The 19,450-nt window shown below is 62.6% G+C and carries 19 protein-coding genes and 1 tRNA gene; 15 read left to right on the plus strand and 5 right to left on the minus strand.

All coding sequences use genetic code 11. The features are described 5' to 3' along the window. Positions 1 to 436: 436 nt before the first annotated feature. The 4 genes from R3X27_RS07720 to R3X27_RS07735 form a co-directional block, all read right to left on the minus strand. Positions 437 to 513 (minus strand) — tRNA-Arg (locus R3X27_RS07720). A 103-nt stretch (positions 514 to 616) separates the two neighbouring features. Beyond that, complete coding sequence (locus R3X27_RS07725) at positions 617 to 2,023, minus strand: HAMP domain-containing sensor histidine kinase (protein WP_317708260.1); 1,407 nt, start codon at positions 2,021 to 2,023, stop codon at positions 617 to 619. Positions 2,024 to 2,037: 14 nt separating this feature from the next. Then, positions 2,038 to 3,456 (minus strand): dihydrolipoyl dehydrogenase family protein, encoded by a 1,419-nt coding sequence (locus R3X27_RS07730; protein ID WP_317708261.1) that lies wholly within the window; start codon positions 3,454 to 3,456, stop codon positions 2,038 to 2,040. A 3-nt stretch (positions 3,457 to 3,459) separates the two neighbouring features. Continuing rightward, the gene (locus R3X27_RS07735; RefSeq protein WP_317708262.1) at positions 3,460 to 4,188 is read right to left on the minus strand and encodes a TVP38/TMEM64 family protein; all 729 of its coding nucleotides are present in this window, start codon (positions 4,186 to 4,188) and stop codon (positions 3,460 to 3,462) included. 301 nt (positions 4,189 to 4,489) lie between these two features. Between R3X27_RS07735 and rpmH the strand changes: the two genes are divergently transcribed. The 14 genes from rpmH to R3X27_RS07805 all read left to right on the plus strand — a co-directional run bounded on the left by rpmH (position 4,490) and on the right by R3X27_RS07805 (position 17,003). After that, positions 4,490 to 4,624 (plus strand): 50S ribosomal protein L34, encoded by a 135-nt coding sequence (gene rpmH, locus R3X27_RS07740; RefSeq protein WP_317708263.1) that lies wholly within the window; start codon positions 4,490 to 4,492, stop codon positions 4,622 to 4,624. A 10-nt stretch (positions 4,625 to 4,634) separates the two neighbouring features. Further along, positions 4,635 to 5,003, plus strand: coding sequence for a ribonuclease P protein component (gene rnpA, locus R3X27_RS07745; protein ID WP_317708264.1), 369 nt, complete (start codon positions 4,635 to 4,637; stop codon positions 5,001 to 5,003). Then, positions 5,000 to 5,248 carry a membrane protein insertion efficiency factor YidD gene (gene yidD / locus R3X27_RS07750; RefSeq protein WP_317708265.1) on the plus strand — a complete coding sequence of 83 codons (249 nt, stop codon included), beginning with the start codon at positions 5,000 to 5,002 and terminating at the stop codon, positions 5,246 to 5,248. Before rnpA ends, yidD begins: the two co-directional genes overlap by 4 nt. 228 nt (positions 5,249 to 5,476) lie before the next feature. After that, positions 5,477 to 6,322 carry a tRNA 2-thiocytidine(32) synthetase TtcA gene (gene ttcA, locus R3X27_RS07755; RefSeq protein ID WP_317708266.1) on the plus strand — a complete coding sequence of 282 codons (846 nt, stop codon included), beginning with the start codon at positions 5,477 to 5,479 and terminating at the stop codon, positions 6,320 to 6,322. A gap of 94 nt (positions 6,323 to 6,416) precedes the next feature. After that, positions 6,417 to 7,955 carry a bifunctional diguanylate cyclase/phosphodiesterase gene (locus tag R3X27_RS07760; protein ID WP_317708267.1) on the plus strand — a complete coding sequence of 513 codons (1,539 nt, stop codon included), beginning with the start codon at positions 6,417 to 6,419 and terminating at the stop codon, positions 7,953 to 7,955. Between the two features lie 139 nt (positions 7,956 to 8,094). After that, positions 8,095 to 9,912 (plus strand): membrane protein insertase YidC, encoded by a 1,818-nt coding sequence (yidC, locus tag R3X27_RS07765; protein WP_317708268.1) that lies wholly within the window; start codon positions 8,095 to 8,097, stop codon positions 9,910 to 9,912. After that, a complete protein-coding gene (locus R3X27_RS07770; protein ID WP_317708269.1) occupies positions 9,909 to 10,667 on the plus strand; it encodes an MOSC domain-containing protein in 759 nt (252 codons plus the stop codon). Before yidC ends, R3X27_RS07770 begins: the two co-directional genes overlap by 4 nt. Continuing rightward, positions 10,667 to 11,302 carry a CatB-related O-acetyltransferase gene (locus R3X27_RS07775; RefSeq protein ID WP_317708270.1) on the plus strand — a complete coding sequence of 212 codons (636 nt, stop codon included), beginning with the start codon at positions 10,667 to 10,669 and terminating at the stop codon, positions 11,300 to 11,302. The genes R3X27_RS07770 and R3X27_RS07775 overlap by 1 nt, the downstream gene beginning before the upstream one ends. Beyond that, a complete protein-coding gene (gene yihA / locus R3X27_RS07780) occupies positions 11,299 to 11,958 on the plus strand; it encodes a ribosome biogenesis GTP-binding protein YihA/YsxC (protein ID WP_317708271.1) in 660 nt (219 codons plus the stop codon). The genes R3X27_RS07775 and yihA overlap by 4 nt, the downstream gene beginning before the upstream one ends. Before the next feature lie 47 nt (positions 11,959 to 12,005). Beyond that, a complete protein-coding gene (locus R3X27_RS07785; protein ID WP_317708272.1) occupies positions 12,006 to 13,070 on the plus strand; it encodes an Ldh family oxidoreductase in 1,065 nt (354 codons plus the stop codon). A gap of 105 nt (positions 13,071 to 13,175) precedes the next feature. Beyond that, positions 13,176 to 14,039, plus strand: coding sequence for an acetylglutamate kinase (gene argB / locus R3X27_RS07790; protein ID WP_317708273.1), 864 nt, complete (start codon positions 13,176 to 13,178; stop codon positions 14,037 to 14,039). Between the two features lie 3 nt (positions 14,040 to 14,042). Next, positions 14,043 to 14,696, plus strand: coding sequence for a ferredoxin (locus R3X27_RS07795; RefSeq protein WP_317708274.1), 654 nt, complete (start codon positions 14,043 to 14,045; stop codon positions 14,694 to 14,696). Continuing rightward, on the plus strand, positions 14,693 to 15,193 hold the full coding sequence (locus R3X27_RS07800; protein WP_317708275.1) for a histidine phosphatase family protein: 501 nt from the start codon (positions 14,693 to 14,695) through the stop codon (positions 15,191 to 15,193). The genes R3X27_RS07795 and R3X27_RS07800 overlap by 4 nt, the downstream gene beginning before the upstream one ends. 292 nt (positions 15,194 to 15,485) lie before the next feature. Next, on the plus strand, positions 15,486 to 17,003 hold the full coding sequence (locus R3X27_RS07805; protein WP_317708276.1) for an acetyl-CoA hydrolase/transferase family protein: 1,518 nt from the start codon (positions 15,486 to 15,488) through the stop codon (positions 17,001 to 17,003). Between the two features lie 249 nt (positions 17,004 to 17,252). Here R3X27_RS07805 and R3X27_RS07810 read toward each other — a convergent pair whose 3' ends face one another. After that, complete coding sequence (locus tag R3X27_RS07810) at positions 17,253 to 17,570, minus strand: hypothetical protein (RefSeq protein ID WP_317708277.1); 318 nt, start codon at positions 17,568 to 17,570, stop codon at positions 17,253 to 17,255. 656 nt (positions 17,571 to 18,226) lie between these two features. Between R3X27_RS07810 and R3X27_RS07815 the strand changes: the two genes are divergently transcribed. Continuing rightward, complete coding sequence (locus R3X27_RS07815) at positions 18,227 to 19,435, plus strand: tyrosine-type recombinase/integrase (protein WP_411572473.1); 1,209 nt, start codon at positions 18,227 to 18,229, stop codon at positions 19,433 to 19,435. The last annotated feature ends 15 nt before the right edge of the window (positions 19,436 to 19,450 follow it).

A 19,450-nucleotide genomic window follows, 5' to 3' on the forward strand; every position in this document is an offset into this window, starting at 1 on the left:
GCGTTCCGTCGGGCAGGTGTATTTGACAACCTGCATTTCCGGACCTGACGCATTCCGGTGCATGCCGCAGACGGATCCCGAATAGGTTCGAACAAGACACTTCCACCCGCCCGCGTCAGGCACTCGGAATGCGAACCCCAGTTCCCGAAACTCTAATCAGAAATGTCCCATAGAAATGGGGATGGACAATTGGGATGCCGGCTACTGGTTTCAGCGCGTGGGCAAATCACGGCATCGGGGGCAATCGAGGAAGAGCGGCAGGCCATTCGTGCAGCGATAGCCGGCTCAACTGCTCATTGCGGTCTGACTTCTTAGACTGCGCCAAACCGGAGCCGAGTTCCGGGGTGTTCTGGAGACGTGAGGGGGGACGAATAGGAGAGTGGCAGAAATCACAAAGAGAAACTCTGCTCTATTTCAGCTGGATAATTCTATGAAGTGGCGCGCTGGGGAGGATTCGAACCCCCGACCCCTTGATTCGTAGTCAAGTACTCTATCCAACTGAGCTACCAGCGCGTGGAGCGTCCTGATAAACGCGGGTCGCGAGGGGTGCAAGAGGAAAAAGCCAAAAAACTTCGAAAGAGCAGGCAATTCCTGTCCCGGCGCGCAGGCAGAAAAATCACTCCGGTTCGGCACCACCATCGGCGACACTCCGGGGTAGGAAGATCGCGAAGGCCGTGCCTTCAGGCCCGGTCCGCAGAAGCTCCAGGCTGCCGCCATGGCCGCGCACGAGATCGGCTGAAATCGCAAGGCCGAGCCCCGAACCGCCTTTGCGCGTCCCGCCCTGAAACGGCTGGAACAGATATTCCTGCGCCTTTGGCGGCAGGCCCGGGCCGGTATCGGTGACGGTAACGGTCCAGCCGGCATCGCCCTCATCGGCGGCCACGCAGATCTCGCCCGACTTGCCGGATGCCAGGATGGCCTGGCGAGCGTTGCGCACGAGGTTGGAGATGACCCGGTAAAGCTGTTCGGGATCGGCGCGCAGGATCATGCCCGCAGGCACATCCTCGGCAAAACTGATCTCCGCATCGCCCACCGCCAGCCGCTCGCTCTCGATCACGTCGGTTACAACGCAGGCGGGGTGGATCAGCTCCAGCCGAGGTGCGGGTTCCTCCGCCTTGCCGAAGGCGAGCGTGGATTCGCACAGGTTGACCGCGCGGGAGATCGAGTTGACCAGTTTCGGCGCCGCGCGCTGCACGGCCGGGTCCTGGCTTGTCTCCATCCGGTCGGCGAAGAGCTGGGCCGTCGTCAGGATATTGCGCAGGTCATGGCTGATCTTGGCTACCGCGCCGCCAAGCTGGGCCAGCCGCTCCTTCTGCCGAAGCGCACCGGTGAGGTCCGTCTGCATTGATTGCAGCGCCTCCTCGGCCTCCCGCAGTTCCAGCACGCTGGCCTCCGGCGCGATGATGCGGCGCGCATCCTCAGGCGCGGCGGCGTAGCTTTTCATCACCGCGACCAGATGCTTGATCGGCGCGACAAGGAAGCTGCGCACACTCAGGAAGAGCAGCAGCGCCGTCACCACCGAGATCACCGCAGACAGCAGCAGGATGCGCAGCCCGTAATCCATCATTTCCATGCGCAGCTTGCCGGAGGTCATCGTGACCTCGATCAACAGCCCCGCCTCGCGAACCGGATTGCCGATGACCCGGATCACCTGCGGCTCAGGGTCCACCAGACAGGCCAGCGCGTCCTTTATCAGCTCCCAGGCAGAGGCGTCGCGCAGATCGAACGTTGCGTCGATCGGCGCCGGTATCGGCGAGGAAAGGATGAGTTGGCGCATCTCGTCACGCCGCAGCACGACGTTGAGCACACCGGCGTTTTCCAGCAATTCCGCCTCAAGCTCGTCATCGAGCATATCCTCGGCCGCAAGAAGCGCCAGTGAGGCGATCTGCGCCCGCTCCAGCCGCGAGAGCAGGAAATCCTCCCGGAACCGGGCGATGGACGGCACGAAAATCATGATCTCCGCCAACATGACGAAGGCCACCGTCAACAGCAGGAACCGGCCGGAAAGAGAGTTGCGGAACATGGCGGATCAAAGCCTTACGGAATGCGGCGCTGGACGAAGCGAACCAGTCTCTTGACTGTTTCACTACCAAAGAGCTGCGGCGAGAAATAGGCCCCAGCCGCGCGTTTGCCGATTTCCGCCAATGTCGGATAGGGCAGGACAGTGTTCGCCATGGCCTTCATCTTCAGCCCATTGGCGATCATCAACGCCCAGGGCGCGATCATCTCGCCGGCCTGGGCGCCCGCGATCGAGACCCCGACGGGGCGGCCGCGATGGATCATCACCTTGATCAGGCCCTCGGTCGCGCCTTCGGCAATGGCGCGGTCGCTCTCGGCATAGGCAAAGCGGACGACCTCCAGCCGTGCCCCGTACCGCGCCTGCGCCTGCGCTTCGGTCAGGCCGACCTGCGCCAGTTCCGGATCCGTATAGATCGCGCGCGGAATATGCGCGTCCTGAGCCTTGGCCGGCAGACCGAAGAGCAGGGAGCGCGCCAGAACGCCGGCATGATAGCCCGCGACATGGGTGAAATTCATCTGCCCCGCCGCCGCGTCGCCAATGGCATAGATCCGGCGGTTCGAACTGCGTAGCGCGTCATCGACGGTGACGCCCCTACGGGTGTACTCCACCCCGGCACTCTCCAGGTCCAGACGCTCCAGGTTCGGGCTGCGCCCGGTCGCCACGAGCAGATGTGAGCCCGAGATCCGGCCCGAGGCAGTCTCCAGCACGATCCCGCCGTCAACAGCCTGCACGGCCTCGGCGGCGCAATTCTCGCGGATCTCGATCCCTTCCTCGCGCAGCCGCGCCAGAACGACGGCCGCCATCTCCGGATCTTCCGTCCCGAGCGCGCTCATCGCCTCGAGGACCGTCACCTCGCAGCCAAGCCGGTGATGCGCCTGCGCCATTTCCAGCCCGATCGGCCCGGCTCCGAGGATCAACAGATGGTCCGGGCGGGTGCGTTGCTCGAACAGGGTCTCGTTGGTCAGGAAGGGCACCTCGTCGAGCCCCGCGATGGGGGGCACGAAGGGACGCGAGCCAGTGGCAACCACGAAACGCCGCGCCCGGATGCGGGTATCGCCGGCGACAACCTCGTCCGGTCCGGTGAAACGCGCCCAGTCGCGAATGACGTGAACGCCAAGCCCTTCGAAACGCTCCTGGCTGTCATGCGGCGCGATGGTCTCGATAGCGCTGCGTACATGGTCTATCGCAGCCTCGAAGTCGACTTGCGGGTCAACCGGCGCGACACCAAACCTGTGGCCGCTGCGCATTGCCTGCGCCCGCTTTCCAGCCGAAATAAGCGCCTTGGAGGGAACGCAGCCATAGTTCAGGCAGTCTCCCCCCATCTCGCCGCCCTCGATCAGCACGACGCGCGCGCCCATCTGCACCGCGCCGGCGGCCAGCGATAGCCCGCCGGAACCGGCACCGATTATGCAGAGATCCGTCTCGATCCGATCCATCGCTCAGCCCTCCTTGCGACCGCGGATCGCCCGCAGCAGCATTGGCAACGCGGCCAGCGCGGCGAGCCCCAGCAGCGGCCACAATATATGCGGCTCGAAAATCACGCCGAGATCCGGGCTCTCCCCACGCGCCAGCACCTCGCCCAGCCCCGCACCGACAGAGGTGTAGACCAGAGCGCCGGGAATGATGCCGAGAAAGGTAGAAATCGCGAAACGGGTGAGCGGTACGCCGACCAGCGCGGGGACGAGGTTGGCGACGAAGAAGGGGACGACAGGCACGAGGCGGATCAGGAAGAGCATCTCCCATTGATTGGCATCGATCCCCTGCTTGATGCGGCGAACCTGCCCGTCCGAGGCATCCATCCGCGCGGCGAGGCGCTCGCCGAGGCCCCATCGGGCCGCGAGGAAGATGACGATGGCGCCAAGCGTGGCGGCCGTGACATTGAAGACAACGCCCGGGAAGGTGCCAAAGAGGAAGCCCCCCGTCAGCGTGGCGACGGTCGCACCGGGCAGGCTGAAGGCGACGATGGCAATATAGGCGGCCAGGAACGCCAACAGCGTGACAAGGTAGTGGCTGTCACGGAAGGCAAGCAATGCTTCACGATTCGCCGCGAGCGATTCGAAACTCAGCACGTCGCGCAGCAGCACCGCTCCGGCCAGCGCCGCGACACCGATCACGGCAAGCGGGAGCAGCCGGGCCTTGCCGGGAGAGGAGGGAGAGGGGCGGGTCATGTCACTCATCATTATCGGGCCTTGTCATCACGGGTCGAGACCAAGATGCGGGGTCTGGGCGCGAAACGACAGGTGCCTCACGGGCGCTTGAAGGCAGACTGGCCTTTTCGTGATCGGATCGCCCTTATATGACGGTGTCTGAAACAATTCGGCAGGGCAAAGCCTGCGATGTTGCAGGAATCGGCCTCGGGCGAATTGACTTGCCCGGAATTCTCCCTTAAGCGGCGAGCTTCGAGATATCAGAGCCTTCGAATCCGTTGCCGGATTTGGGCTGCAAAACAACAAATACGGAGACGGAGCGATGAAACGCACCTATCAGCCTTCCAATCTGGTCCGCAAGCGTCGCCACGGCTTCCGTGCGCGCATGGCGACCAAAGCCGGCCGCAAGATCCTGAACGCCCGCCGCTCCCGCGGTCGGAAGTCGCTCAGCGCATAAGGCAGCCGGGGTGCAGCCGATTCTGGCCACCCTGACCAAGCGGTCCGATTTCCTGGCCGCCGCTCGTGCGGGGCGGGCCGGGACGCCGGGATTTCTGCTTCAGGCGCGCGAGCGCCGCGAGATTGAGGCCGATCCGACGCTCGTTCGGGTCGGCTTTACCTGTTCAAAAAAGGTCGGAAACGCGGTTGCCCGCAACCGGGCCAAGCGCCGCTTGCGCGAAATTGCCCGAACCGTGCTGCCCGAGGCAGGGCGGCCGGGCTGGGACTACGTTCTGATCGGCAGAGCCGAAGTGACCGCCTCCCGCCCGTTCGAACAACTCAAGAGGGAGCTGTTCGACGCAGTCGAGCGTGCCCACGCGCCAAGGCAGACACGCTCATGAAGCCCGGCGCGCTCCTGCTGTCCCTGCCCATCCGTCTCTATCGTCTCGTCTTCAGCCCCTGGGTCGGCTTCAATTGCCGCTACCAGCCGACCTGTTCCGCCTACGCCCTTGAAGCTCTGGCAGAGCATGGCGCCATTCGTGGTGGCTGGATGGCGTTGAAGCGGATCGGACGTTGCAATCCCTGGGGATCATGTGGGTATGATCCGGTTCCCGGAACCGATCCGGAACATGAGCGGCCCCGATGATCCGCAAAACGCTCGACGGCTCCTCGTTCTAACGGACAATGCGCTCGCACGCTGTGTCCGCAACGGCGGCCGTGTCAGAGCCTGACCGTGGGCTGGCGCGGCGGCTTCGCCCTGCTTCCGTGCCCTTCAATCCAGATGAATCGGTCATCGCCCCGCCACGGCCTCGAATCTCGCGCGCCCCCGCTCCGAAGCCTTGCCACAGCCAAGCAATCTGCCATAGGAGCACCCATGCTCGATGATTCCGACGATATCCACCCGCTCTTCCATGGCGCGCCCTCCACTACGGAGTTCAAGAAGCTGCGCAAACGCATTGTCCGCAATGTTCGCGAGGCGGTTGAGCAATACGGCATGGTAGAACGCGGCGCCCGCTGGCTGGTCTGCCTCTCCGGCGGCAAGGACAGCTACACGCTCCTCGCCGCGCTCCACGAGTTGCAATGGCGCGGCCTGCTGCCTGTTGAGATCCTGGCCTGCAATCTCGACCAGGGCCAGCCCGGCTTCCCGGCAACCGTCCTGCCGGAATTCCTCGAACAGATGGGCGTACCGCATCGGATCGAGTACCAGGACACCTACTCCATCGTGATGGACAAGGTCCCCCAGGGCCGCACTTTCTGCTCCCTCTGCTCGCGGCTCAGACGGGGCAATCTGTACCGGATCGCCCGGGAGGAGGGCTGCTCCGCCGTCGTTCTCGGCCATCACCGTGACGACATCCTCGAAACCTTCTTCATGAACCTCTTTCATGGCAGTCGCCTATCGACCATGCCACCGAAACTGGTCAACGAAGATGGTGATCTCTTCCTCTTTCGTCCCCTCGCCCATGTCGCCGAGGCCGATTGCGCACGCTTCGCCGCGGCGATGGGATACCCGATCATCCCCTGCGACCTCTGCGGAAGCCAGGACGGGCTGCAACGCCAGCAGGTCAAGAAGATCCTCGATGGCTGGGAGGCCAATCACCCGGGCCGCCGCAACAAGATGTTCCGGGCCCTGATGAACGCGCGCCCCTCGCATCTTCTCGATCCCGAGCTCTTCGATTTCACGGGCCTGGCACTGGGCACGAAGGGAAATGATGAAAATTGAGCGCAATTTGCTTCTGCCGCGTTAAGAACCTGCTGAGGCCGATCCCGTAGCGTTTCCCCGAATGGCGCCCTGCGCTCTATCGAGGATTCCAGTCATGGCCCGGCCTGCCACCCGATTTCGCCAGTTCAAGCGCCGCCTGAGCCACGCGTTCATCCGTCCGCAGACGCTTGCGTTCCTGCCCGCGCTGATGCTCGGGGGATATTGGTTCGGCGGTGAGGGCCTGCTGATGATCACGGCCGTGACGTTCCCGGTGGTGCTCTTGCTCGGCGGGTTGCTGGAAGGGGACCGCAACAAGGAACGGATGGACAGCCTCACCGGCCTCGCCAATCGCGAACACCTGATGGAAACGCTCACAGGCTTTCTCGATCACTACGAGGGCAAGGGCCAGTCAACCATTTCGCTGGTTATCCAGCTCGATGATTTTTCCGAAGTTGCAGAAGCACTTGGAAGCTCCGGCACCGAAGATATCCTGCGCCTGACGGCGGATCGGATTCTCGGCGCAATCCGTCCCGGAGACCACGCGGCTCGGCTGGTGGAGCACCGCTATGCCGTGGTGCTCGGCCCGATCCGCCAGGCCAATATGGAAGTCGGCCTGCGCGTATCCGAGCGGTTGCAGGCGGCGATCTCGGAGCCGATCAGCCTCAATGCCGGTACCGTTTATGTCACGGCGTCGATCGGTTTCTGCCTCGCTCGACGCGCACCGCGACGGGATGCCGAGGCGATGCTCGAGGCCGCCGAGATCGCCATGGACGAAGCCCGCCGTTCCGGCCGGGGGGCTGTGCGCTCCTTTTCAGCCGAAATGGGGGACGCGATCGAAACGCGACAGAACTTGTCGGACGAAATCAAGGAAGCGTTCGACGAGGGTCAGATTCGTCCCTGGTTCCAGCCACAGATCTCGACAGATACCGGTCTCGTCTCCGGTTTCGAAGCGCTTGTCCGCTGGGATCATCCCGACCGGGGCGTGCTGCCACCCTGCGACTTCATGGAAGCGGTCGAGAATGCCGGAATGCTGGAGAGGCTCGGCGAGGTGATGCTGTTCCACAGTCTCTCGGCGCTCCGTCTCTGGGACAAGTCCGGATATCGTGTGCCGCGAATCGGCTTGAACTTCTCGGCGGCGGAACTGCGAAACCCACGGCTTGTCGACAAGGTTCGCTGGGAACTGGACCGCTTCGATTTGACCCCGGACCGCCTGACCGTCGAAGTTCTGGAAACTGTTGTCGCCGATTCAAGCAATGACACGGTCACCGCCAATATCAGCGCCCTCGCCAGCCTTGGATGCGATGTTGACCTCGACGATTTCGGAACCGGCCATGCTTCGATCACGAATATCCGCCGCTTCGGGGTCAACCGGATCAAGATCGACCAGTCCTACGTCTCGCGAGTGGATCTGGACAGGGACCAACAACAGATGGTTGCGGCGATCCTGGCAATGGCCGAGCAACTGGATCTGCAGACCCTCGCCGAAGGTATCGAAACCCATGGTGAACACGCCATGTTGGCACAGCTTGGCTGCGGCAGCGTGCAAGGCTTCGGAATTGCGCCCCCCCTGCCTTTCGAGGAAACCATGGCCTGGATGGACAAGCACACCAGCCGGGTCGGCAACCCGCCGCAGATCGGCAGACCGACACTTTAAACATGAGGTCATTGGCCGAATTGTTGCCACTGCAGGGCCGACAATCGCCTGTCAGCCGGAATTCTGCTTGACGTTTTTGTTCGTGGCGGCTTGAACCTGCGCGAACCCTGATGACAGGAAGGACGTCGGTGATCCCCTGATGGACGACCAGAACAAGAACCTCATTCTCGCCACGGCACTCAGCTTTCTCGTAATCCTCGTTTGGTTTTTGCTGTTTCCCCCTGAGGAAACCGTGGCACCGGTCCCGGAAGCTACGATTAGCACTGAGGCTACGGACTCTGCGGGCAATACGATCGCAGCCGTTCCGCAAACTGCCGATGTGGCTGCTCAAACAACCACGACTGCATCCGAGCCAGCCGAGGCCGCCGACGCCCCGCGTCTGAACATCGAAACTCCTCGCCTTTCCGGCAGCGTTTCGCTCGCGGGTGGTCGCATCGACGACCTGCTGCTGACCGATTACCGCGAGACGCTGGACGATAGCTCGCCCAACGTGCGCCTCCTGGAGCAGGTCGGGAACCCGATGTCCTACTACGCGCTCTTTGGCTGGGCCCCCGGTGGCGGGCTTGAAGTCGGCGACGTTCCTGGAACGGACACGCTCTGGGCCATCGAGTCCGGCGAGACGCTGACCCCTGAAACGCCGGTCACTCTGCGTTGGGACAGCCCCTCCGGACTGATCTTCCGTCGCACCATGTCGGTCGATACCGAATACATGTTCTCGATCTCGCAATCGGTCGAGAACCCGACAGAGGTATCGCTCCGCGCCGCGCCCTATGGAATTATCGCTCGTCACGGCCTGCCGGAGTTGACCCGCTTCTTCATCCTTCACGAAGGTGTTGTCGCCATGGCAGACAACTCCCTGACCGAGAAGGAATACAAGGAGTTTGATGATCTTGAGGTTGACCCCACCCTCGGCGTGCAAGCCGAGACCGTGGAGGGTATCCAGAATGGCTGGGTCGGCTTCACCGACAAATACTGGATGACGACGTTGATCCCGGAGCCGGGCCAGACCCACAAGCAGGTCATGCTCTATCAGGCGGGATCGCAGATTTACCAGACGCAGACCATCTTCCCGACGGTCGACATCGCGCCAGGCCAGACAATCACGCAGACGTCCCAACTCTTCGCCGGCGCGAAGGAATGGGAAGCGATCCGCGCTTATCAAAACGAAGGCGGAATCGAGGGTTTCCTCGATTCCATCGACTGGGGTTGGTTCTTCTTTCTCACCAAGCCGATCTTCGCGGTACTGCATTGGCTCCACGGCGTAATCGGCAATATGGGCTGGTCGATCATCGGCCTGACGCTGCTGATCAAGGCGCTGCTCTTCCCGCTGGCCTACAAGTCCTATTCGTCGATGGCGAAGATGAAGGAACTTCAGCCGGAAATGGAAAAGCTCAAGGAGCGGGCCGGCGATGACCGCCAGAAGCTCCAGAAGGACATGATGGAGCTCTACAAAAAGGAAAAGGTGAACCCCGCTTCGGGCTGTTTGCCGATCCTTATGCAGATTCCGATCTTCTTCTCGCTCTACAAGGTGATCTTCGTCACCATCGAGCTGCGTCACGCGCCCTGGTTCGGCTATATTCAGGACCTCTCCGCGCCTGACCCGTCCTCGATCTTCAACTTCTTCGGCCTGCTGCCCTACGCGGTTCCGGATCTCGGCTTCCTGCAGATCCTCTCGCTGGGCATCATGCCGATCCTGCTCGGCATTTCGATGTGGATGCAGCAGAAGCTGAACCCGGCGCCCACCGACCCGACGCAGCAGATGATCTTCGCCTGGATGCCGTGGATTTTCATGTTCATGCTCGGCAGCTTCGCCAGCGGGCTGGTGCTCTACTGGATCACCAACAACGTGATCACCTTCACGCAGCAATACCTGATCATGCGCAGCCACGGCTACAAACCGGATGTGTTCGGCAACATCCTCAAGAGCTTCAAGCGCAAAAAATCGGACGCTGAATGACGGGCCATCTGACCGACATCATCCGCCATCCGATAAAGTCGATCGGGTGGGAAGAACTGGCCTCGGCGGTGCTCACCGCCGGGGCCGTTCTGCCTTTCGACCGCCACTGGGCCGTTGCCCATGAGGCCGCCGAATTCGGCACGACACCGACGGGCTGGTACGCGAAGCGGAATTTCGTGCGTGGCGTTGCCGGGCCGGAGCTGATGGCCATTTGCGCTGAGCTGTTGGACGGGGAAGACCGCATCCGACTGACACATCCAAAGCGCCCTGAAATCAAGATCACGCCGGACGCCCCCGGGGCCTCGGCCGCCCTGATCAACTGGCTTGCCCCGCTCTGGCCCGGGAACCGGCCCGCCGCTGCGAAACTCGTCCGCAGCCCCGGACAGGCGATGACCGACGTCCCCGATCCCTTCGTTGCCATTCTCAGCCACAACACCCGCCGCGCCTTCGGCCAGCGTCTCGGCAAGGATCTCTCGATCCACCGGTTTCGTGGCAATCTCTGGATCGAAGGCTTCGCTCCCTGGGAAGAGTTCGACTGGATCGGCCGTGAGATCCGGATCGGCACAGCTCGGTTGCGCATCGAAGAGCCGATCACCCGCTGCAACGCAACCAAGGTGAACCCGGAGACCGGCCAACCGGATGCCGACACGCTCGGTGTGCTGGAGGCGGCCTATGGGCACCGGGATTTCGGTGTCTATGCCAGTGTCATCGAGGGCGGAGACGTCGGAAAAGGCGACCCGGTGGAGCTGACCTGATGCTGCCCGATCCCGATCTCCTGTATCCAATGCCCGACCATCCCCGGGTTGTGCACCTGCGCCCTCTCGCAAAGGGCCTTGAGAACGTCTCTATCGGCCCCTTCGCCTATTACGACGATCCGAACGGGGCGGAGGACTTCTTCCTTCGAAACCTGCTGCATCACCACGCTTTCCTCGGCGATTGCCTTGAGATCGGCGCCTTCACCGCCATCGCGACCGGAGCGAAGATCGTCATGAACGGCGCCAATCACGACATGCTCGGCTTCTCGACCTATCCGTTCGACGCCATGCCCGCCTGGCGCGGCGAGCTGGATCTCGAGCGATACCGGTCGCAATCCCGCGGCGACACGACGATCGGACCCGATGTCTGGATCGGTGCCGAAGCCTGGATCCTGCCCGGCGTCACCATCGGCGCCGGCGCGATCATCGCCGCCCGGGCCGTCGTCAGCCAGGATGTCGCGCCCTACACGATTGTCGCCGGAAACCCCGCGCGGCCCGTCCGCCAACGTTTCGAGGCGGAAACTATCGCCCGCCTCTTGGAAATCGCCTGGTGGGACTGGCCAGTGGACAAGATCCAGACGAATGTTGATACCATCCGCAAGGCCGACCTTGCCGCCCTGGAGCGAGTCAAATGACCACCCTTCCCTTTCCGATTGCCGAAGCGCCCGACGAAGCCTCTCTTGAACGGGGGCGCAAACTGTTCGCCGGCCAATGCGACTTCGTCAAAGGTGTGGTCGCCATGTCGGGCCTGCCACCGGCGGACCGTCTCGAGATCTGTTTCGCCGGACGCTCCAATGTCGGCAAGTCGACGCTCATCAACGCGCTGACCGGCCACAAGGCCCTCGCCCGCGCCTCCAACACGCCCGGCCGGACCCAGGAGATCAACTTCTTTGCGCTCGCCGAAAGCCATTACCTCGTGGACCTGCCCGGCTATGGCTTCGCCAAGGCGCCGGTCGCCGTGGTCGAGAAATGGCAGAGGCTGCTCAAATCCTACCTCTCCGGCCGCCCGACGCTGCGCCGGGCCTTCGTCCTGATCGACGCGCGTCACGGCATCAAGGCGGTGGACAAGGAGATCCTGACGCTGCTCGACAAGGCCGCCGTTCCGTTCCAAGCCGTTCTGACCAAGGCTGACAAGGTCAAGTCCGTCGAGCGCGACAAAGTGCTCGAACAGGTCCGCGCCAGCCTGCAACCCCACCCGGCGGCCTATCCCGAGTTGATCGTGACCTCCTCGGAGAAGGGCGACGGGATCGCAACGCTGCGCAGCACGATCGCGGCACTGGCAGACGTCTGACCGGGACACATTGACCTTTGGTCGGACCGGAGCGATAGCTTGGCGCGATGGAACATTTCGACCGCACCGCGCTCCGCGAGCTTGCCTTCGCGCTGCTGACGCAGGGCGGTCTTGAGCCGGACAAGGCCGAGACCGTCTCCGAACTTCTGACCCAGACCGACGAGATCGGGGTCACGACGCATGGCATCTCGATGCTCTCCTACTACCTGCCGGAGCTGGCAAACGGTCGCATGACCTGTTCGGGCAGCCATGACGTGATCAGCGAAGGCAAGATCGCGCAGGTCTGGGACGGAAATTACCTGCCCGGCCATTGGGTGATGCAACAAGCCATCGAATCCTGCATGGCGCGGGCGTCCGAGGCCGGAATGGCCGCGATGGCGATCCGGCGCAGCCACCATATCGGCTGCCTCTCCACGCTTACCCGAATCGCCGCGCTGAAGGGCTTCGTCTGCTATATCGCCACCTCCGACCCCTCCGGCCGCTGGGTCGCGCCCTTTGGCGGCGTCGAACCGCTCCTGACACCGAACCCCTGGGCAATCGGCTATCCGTCCAGCACACACCCGGTCCTGATCGATACCTGCGCCTCGATCACCACGGTCTCGAAGGTCCGGGAACATATCAACAGCGGCACCAAATTCGAACATGCCTGGATGCTCGGCAGCGATGGCACCGCCACGACCGACCCGAACGTGGTCAATGCCGAGCCGAAGGGCTCGATCCTTCCGGTCGGCGGCATGGATCACGGCCACAAGGGCTTCGCTATGGGGCTGATGGTCGAGATGCTGACACAGGCGTTGGCCGGCCACGGTCGGGTCGAGGCGCCGGATCGTTGGGGTGCCAATGTCTTCCTGCAGGTGCTCGACCCGGAGGCATTCGGCGGGCGCGACGCCTTCCTCGCGCAGGTCGATCATGTCAACGGCGCCTGCCGCACCAGCCAGCCGATCCCCGGCCGAGGCCCCGTACGCATCCCCGGCGATCGCGCGGCGCGGAGGCGCGAAGAAGGCATGGATGCCGGGGTCGCCCTGCCCGACGAGGTGCTGGAGCGGATCCGGTCCTGTGCCGCCGCGGCAGACCTGCCTTTCCCGGACAGGTTGCCCGAACCCGCACAATAGTCCGGCTGCCCGCATCGGGCGGGCCGGCGGAAACGGACAATGACCCTTGGCAGCGCGCTTTCCCGCGCGTAACAGCAGGGATCAGGAACACCCTGAGCCGGATCAATGAAGAAGCAAACGATGAATCGCGACTGGATCGCCACCGCCCGGACCCTGTCCGAAGCCCTCCCCTACCTACAGCGCTACACCGGCGCCACGGTGGTCATCAAGTTCGGCGGCCACGCGATGGGCGACGAAGAGCAGATGGCCAGCTTCGCCCGCGACATCGTGTTGATGAACCAGGTCGGCGTGCATCCGGTCATCGTCCATGGCGGCGGTCCGATGATCAACGCCTTGCTGGACAAACTCGACATCGAGAGCGAATTCGTCAATGGCAAGCGCGTGACGGATGCCGCGACGATGGAAGTCGTTGAAATGGTCCTCTCCGGCCTCGTCGGCAAGCGCATCGTTGCCGCGATCAACCAGCAGGGTGGCCGCGCCGTGGGCATCTCCGGCAAAGATGCAAACATGATGGTCTGCGACCCGGTCGACCCCGCACTCGGCCTGGTCGGCCAGCCCGTCGAGGTCACGCCCGACCTGATTCACCAGATGCATGCCCATCAGATCATCCCCGTCGTCGCCCCGCTCGGTGCCGGCCGCGAGGGCGAGACCTTCAACGTCAATGGCGATACCGCCGCCGGCGCCATTGCGGGCGCACTCAAGGCGGACCGGCTGCTGTTGCTGACCGATGTCGAAGGCGTCAAGGATGCCGAAGGCGAGGTGATCACCGCGCTCACCGTCGACAGCGTTGCCGAACTGACCGAAAGCGGCGTGATTGCCGGCGGCATGATCCCCAAGACCGAAACTGCCGTCACCGCCATCCGCGAGGGCGTGCGCGCCGTCGTCATTCTCGACGGGCGAGCGCCGAATGCCTGCCTGCTGGAGCTGTTCACCGACCATGGCGCAGGTTCGATGATCCGCGCCGACTAGAGGGTGACCGGGCTTGCCGAAATAGAGGCGGCGCTGGCGTCGGAGCGGCTGGTCATGCTTGGCGGCCTTGCGCCAACGCCGCCGCACCCGCCCGCAACCCGCTCCCTGCTGCTGGTCGGGCCGGACAACCCGCGCTTTTGGCCGCATTTCACCGCCAGTCGTGAATATGCCGACAACCAACCGGATCCGCTGGACCGCTGGTCCAAACGCGTGTTCGGCGCGGTCGCGGGAACTTTCGGTGGAACCGCGATCTTCCCCTCCGACGGCCCGCCCTACCCGCCATTCTACGCCTGGGCCCTGCAAAGCGGCACCTTCTTCGTGTCGCCGATCTCGCTGCTGGTGCATCCGCGCGATGGGTTGATGTGCTCGCTGCGTGGTGCACTCGCGCTGCCCCTCGCGCTGGATTTCCCGGATCCCGTCCCCTCACCGTGCAATGGCTGCGAGACCCGGCCATGCCTTTCAACTTGTCCTGTTGGCGCCTTCGAAACCGGGCAGTATGCCGTCACGGCCTGCCACAATCATCTTGACACGCCCGCCGGCTCCGATTGCATGGGGACGGGATGCGCGGCGCGCCGCGCCTGTCCTGCCAGCCAGCGTTCGGGACGCAATCCGGCGCAATCGGCATTTCACATGCGCGCATTTCACGGAAAGCGATGAAACGCCTTATTCTTCTCCGCCATGCCAAGTCCAGCTGGGTCAACCCGGACCTGGGCGATTTTGAACGCCCTCTCAACAAGCGCGGCCAGCGCAGCGCCAAGGCGCTCGGGAAATGGCTGCGTCAGACGGAGTGGCTGCCGGATCATGTCCTCTGCTCGACCGCGCGCAGGACCCGCGAGACCTTCGAGAGGCTGCATATCGACAGCAGCCCGGAGCTTCTGGAAGATCTGTATCACGCCAGCGCCGCCCGGATGCTCGAAACGATCCGCACTGCCGAGGCGGAGACGCTGATGGTGATCGGGCATAATCCTGGCACGGCCCAGCTCGCGCATTCGTTGGTCGCGGTGGCACCGGACCACCCGCGTTTTGCCGATTATCCCACCGGCGCGTTGCTGGTCGCGGAGTTCGATATCGGCAAATGGTCAAAGCTCGCCTCGGGAAGCGGTCGGGTACTGCATTTCCTGACGCCACACGACCTCGCCGAGAGCAAGGGGTGATCGGGATACCGGGATACGCCACGCGGCCTCACAGGCCTGCACCAGTTGCAATGCGGGTATTTCGTATATTTTTCAAATAGCTGCGCCCCAAGCAACCGGTTGCAAGCCTTTTCACCCTCAAGGGCCAACTGGTCGCGTTGATCGAGGCCGCGCTTTAGGTCATTCCGTCGGCGTCAAGTTCGGCTCCAGCCGACTCGAAACACCGCTGAAACAGCGCGTTTTTGCGCGTTTCGTCACCGATTGCGGGCTGATAAGATGGCTGGAGTGGGCTCAGGTAAAGGAGAGACCAATCGTGGCCGCGACCGATCGCATCAAGAACTCCCAAATTCGCTCGAAGGTGATGAGCGCCGAAGACGCCGCCTCCCTGATCAAGTCGGGAGACACCGTCGGCATGAGCGGTTTCACCGGCTCGGGCTATCCCAAGGCGCTGCCGACGGCACTGGCCGCCCAGATCCACGACGCCCATGAAGCGGGCGACCCGTTCAAGATCGGGCTGTGGACCGGCGCCTCGACCGGCCCGGAACTCGACGGCGCGCTGGCTAAGGCGGACGCCATCAAGTACCGCCTGCCCTACAACTCCGATCCGATCGAGCGCGAAAAGATCAACCGCGGCGAGATGGATTACTTCGATCTCCACCTCTCCCACGTTGCCCCGATGGTCTGGGAAGGCTTCTTCGGCAATCTCGACGTTGCCGTGATCGAGATCACCGGCATCAAGGAAGACGGCTCGCTGATCCCGGCGACCTCGATCGGCAACAACAAGACCTGGATCGACCGCGCCGACAAGGTGATCCTCGAGGTCAACAAATGGCATGACGAACGCATGGAGGGGATGCACGACATCTATTACGGCACCGCCCTGCCGCCGAACCGTGTGCCAATCCCGATGACCCATGCCGATGACCGCATCGGCCAGAAGACGCTGCGCTGCGACCCGCACAAGGTCGTCGGTGTCATCGAAACCGAACTGCCGGACAAGAACGCCCCCTTCCCGCCGCTTGACGATGTCTCCAAGACCATCGCCGGGCACCTGATGGAATTCCTCAAGTGGGAAGTGAAGAAGGGACGCCTGACCAACAAGCTGCTGCCGCTGCAATCGGGCGTGGGCAACGTTGCCAACGCAGTGCTCGCCGGTCTGCGCGACACTGAATTCCATGACCTGATGGCCTATACCGAGGTCATTCAGGACGGCATGATGGACCTGATCGACGACGGCAAGATGCTCTGCGCCTCTTCGACCGCCTTCGGCATGTCCGACCAGGCCGCGATCCGCTTCCGTGAGAACCTGGACTTCTACCGTGACAAGATCATCCTGCGCCCGCAGGAGATCTCGAACCACCCCGAGGTTATCCGCCGTCTTGGCACGATCTCGATGAACGGCATGATCGAGGCCGACATCTTCGGCAATATCAACTCGACCCATGTCATGTCCTCGCGGATCATGAACGGCATCGGCGGTTCGGGTGACTTCACCCGCAACGCCTACCTGTCCTGCTTTGTCTCGCCCTCGATCGCCAAGGGCGGCGATATCTCGACGATCGTGCCGCAGGTCTGCCATGTCGATCACATCACCCAGGACGTGATGGTCATCGTGACCGAGCAAGGCCTCGCGGACCTTCGCGGCATGCCGCCGAAGCAGCGCGCCGAGACGATCATGGCCAATTGCGCCCACCCGAGCTATCGCCCGATGTTGCAGGACTATTACGATCGCGCCAAGAAAAACGCGCTCGGCCTTCACACCCCGGCCATGCCCGGCGAAGCGCTCTCCTGGCATCAGCGCTTCCTGGAAACCAAGTCGATGCGCTTCTGATCCGCGCCGTGGTTTCGAAAAAGACAAAAAGCCGGAGCGGTGTGACCGCTCCGGCTTTTTTCTTGGGAGTGCCGTTGTTTGAACGGGGGCTCCATGTCGGCAGTGCCATCAATCTCTGCGAGCGGTCACGTCTGCCACTGACAGCTCCAGTGCCCGCTCTCGGGCTCAAGTAGACCATCCGGAGAGCGGACCTGGCTATTCTTTACGCATCGTCCGCCGAAGGGCCGCCATCTGTCGCTCAGGCCGCTCTCAGGCCGCCGCGTCGGCCGCGATCTCCACGTATTTGCGGATGATCATCGGGAAAAGACGGTAGCGCCAGATCGCACCCGAAATCCCGCCACGGGTCTTTCCTTCCTCGGCGAAGCGAGGGACGGTGAACTCTGTGCTGAAAGCGAGGCTCTGCCCCGTCGCTTCCCAGAAGGCATCCTCGAGCAGGCGTTCAAGATGAGGAAGATCTGCGGGCATCGGTGTATCAGCCAGTGTCTCGGCCAGTTCCCGCCACAGGATCTGGTCGCCCCGCAGCCCCCATTCATCCGGTTCGATCTTGAAAAGCTCTCCAACACGCAATGCTCAATCCTCCTCGAGATATCAGACAGGTCTCGACGCTAGCCCAGATCCCTCCGCGCCACCTTGTCACAGATCAATGAACTTGCATGTGAACCGTGCCGAGCAAGAGGCGAGTGCCCTCTCCAGGCCAGCAAGACCAGCACGCAAGGCCAAGACCTCGTCACTCGGCGCAAAGCCAGTCGCGCCTTCGCCAACCTCCACGGTCGTTTCCGCGAGTTCCATCGCAGCAAAGCGCGACGCTCAAGTGACCCTGACAAATCCTTGCCGGCGATGTGAGACGGGATCGACGGGAGAGCCGTCGAGACCCCGCGCCGGTGATGGCAGGCACCCTGTTGCCGCGATCCGAAAAAGCCAGCGACCAAAGACGTGGAGTGCAGATTTCCGAGCATGATCGGACCCGCCAATTTTCATGCCGATCACGTACCACTCCAGTTCACTGGTTGAAGCATCGCTTCCCCGTCAAAGGTCATGCAATCAAATCTATAGAAGGGATGTCATGGTGCTGCCAGAGGGCATTGAATTCCTATATCTTGATGCACCACGGAATATCGATTTCTGAACAAAACTTGCTATCTACTACTTTTGTTCTACCCTGTGGGGTTCCACGGAACACCATCATATACTATATGTTGTGGGTGGATAAAATGGTGGGTATGATGAGGGCATTGAACAAGCTTACCGCATCGAAGATGAAAGCAGTTCCGCCGGGCAAATACTCCGATGGCGGCGGACTGTGGCTTCACAAGCGCGAAGATGGCGGCGCTCAATGGTTCCTTCGGGTTCATGTCCACGGACGGCGCCGGGAGATGGGACTTGGTGGCGCAAAAATCAACCCGACGGATATAGGCAGTACGCTCAAGGAAGCTCGCATCGAGGCCGAGCGATGGCGCGCTGTCGTTCGGCAGGGCAAGGACCCGGTCAAAGAACGCCAGCGCCTTGCCCGAGAGGCAGAGCGGAACATGTATCTTCTCCGCGATATCGCAACCGACGCCTTCGAGAGCCGCAAGGCCGAGTTAAAGGACGATGGGAAGGCCGGGCGCTGGTTCACACCGTTGGAACTCCATGTGCTTCCCAAGCTTGGTGGCGTTCCGGTCTCGCAGATTGACCAACAGGATATCCGAGACACCCTTCGCCCCATATGGCACAAAAAGGCTTCGACAGCCCAAAAAGCCATGGATCGACTCGGGATCTGCCTAAAGCATGCTGCCGCGCTTGGTCTCGACGTGGACTTGCAGGTCACGGACAAGGCGAAGGCGCTGTTGGGGCGCCAAAAGCACAAGATCAAACATGTGGCGGCGGTGCCCTGGCAGGAAATGCCCGCATTCTACGACAGCCTCGGAGATGGAACGATCACCCATCTGGCGCTTCGTCTGCTGATCCTGACAGCGGTCCGCTCCAAGCCGCTCCGCTTCCTCCAACTCGACCAGATTGACGGAGACGTGTGGACCATACCAGGAGAGATCCAAAAAGGACGCCGGGACCGGACGCCGGATTTCTCTGTTCCACTGTCGAGCGAGGCGCAAGCGATCATCGAGCAAGCCAAGCCCTTCGCCCGCGATGGCTTTCTATTTCCCAGCATACGCAAGGGCGTCATCAGCGATGCCACAATGTCGCGACTGATGGAGCGCCGAGGAATGGAAGCCCGCCCGCATGGGTTCCGCTCCAGTTTCCGAGACTGGTGCGCCGAGACAACCGACACGCCCCGCGAGATTGCTGAGACCGCCCTTGGCCATGTCGTCGGCGGATCGGTCGAACGAGCTTATCGAAGGACGGATTTCCTTGAACAACGGCGCTCCCTAATGGAGCGTTGGGCAGGGCATATCACCGGCGGTACCGGTGAAGTGGTGAGGTTGGCCAGCAAATGAAGCATGATAAATGGG

This window comes from Tropicimonas sp. TH_r6 (assembly GCF_033101155.1).
GTDB lineage: Bacteria > Pseudomonadota > Alphaproteobacteria > Rhodobacterales > Rhodobacteraceae > Tropicimonas.

Coding starts and splice junctions, on each gene's coding strand:
- rpmH (WP_317708263.1), top strand. CDS start 4,490: ATGAAACGCACCTATCAGCCTTCCAATCTGGTCCGCAAGCGTCGCCAC.
- R3X27_RS07800 (WP_317708275.1), top strand. CDS start 14,693: ATGAAACGCCTTATTCTTCTCCGCCATGCCAAGTCCAGCTGGGTCAAC.
- yidC (WP_317708268.1), top strand. CDS start 8,095: ATGGACGACCAGAACAAGAACCTCATTCTCGCCACGGCACTCAGCTTT.
- yidD (WP_317708265.1), top strand. CDS start 5,000: ATGAAGCCCGGCGCGCTCCTGCTGTCCCTGCCCATCCGTCTCTATCGT.
- R3X27_RS07785 (WP_317708272.1), top strand. CDS start 12,006: ATGGAACATTTCGACCGCACCGCGCTCCGCGAGCTTGCCTTCGCGCTG.
- yihA (WP_317708271.1), top strand. CDS start 11,299: ATGACCACCCTTCCCTTTCCGATTGCCGAAGCGCCCGACGAAGCCTCT.
- ttcA (WP_317708266.1), top strand. CDS start 5,477: ATGCTCGATGATTCCGACGATATCCACCCGCTCTTCCATGGCGCGCCC.
- R3X27_RS07730 (WP_317708261.1), bottom strand. CDS start 3,456: ATGGATCGGATCGAGACGGATCTCTGCATAATCGGTGCCGGTTCCGGC.
- R3X27_RS07815 (WP_411572473.1), top strand. CDS start 18,227: ATGAGGGCATTGAACAAGCTTACCGCATCGAAGATGAAAGCAGTTCCG.
- R3X27_RS07760 (WP_317708267.1), top strand. CDS start 6,417: ATGGCCCGGCCTGCCACCCGATTTCGCCAGTTCAAGCGCCGCCTGAGC.
- R3X27_RS07775 (WP_317708270.1), top strand. CDS start 10,667: ATGCTGCCCGATCCCGATCTCCTGTATCCAATGCCCGACCATCCCCGG.
- R3X27_RS07770 (WP_317708269.1), top strand. CDS start 9,909: ATGACGGGCCATCTGACCGACATCATCCGCCATCCGATAAAGTCGATC.
- R3X27_RS07735 (WP_317708262.1), bottom strand. CDS start 4,188: ATGACCCGCCCCTCTCCCTCCTCTCCCGGCAAGGCCCGGCTGCTCCCG.
- R3X27_RS07725 (WP_317708260.1), bottom strand. CDS start 2,023: ATGTTCCGCAACTCTCTTTCCGGCCGGTTCCTGCTGTTGACGGTGGCC.
- argB (WP_317708273.1), top strand. CDS start 13,176: ATGAAGAAGCAAACGATGAATCGCGACTGGATCGCCACCGCCCGGACC.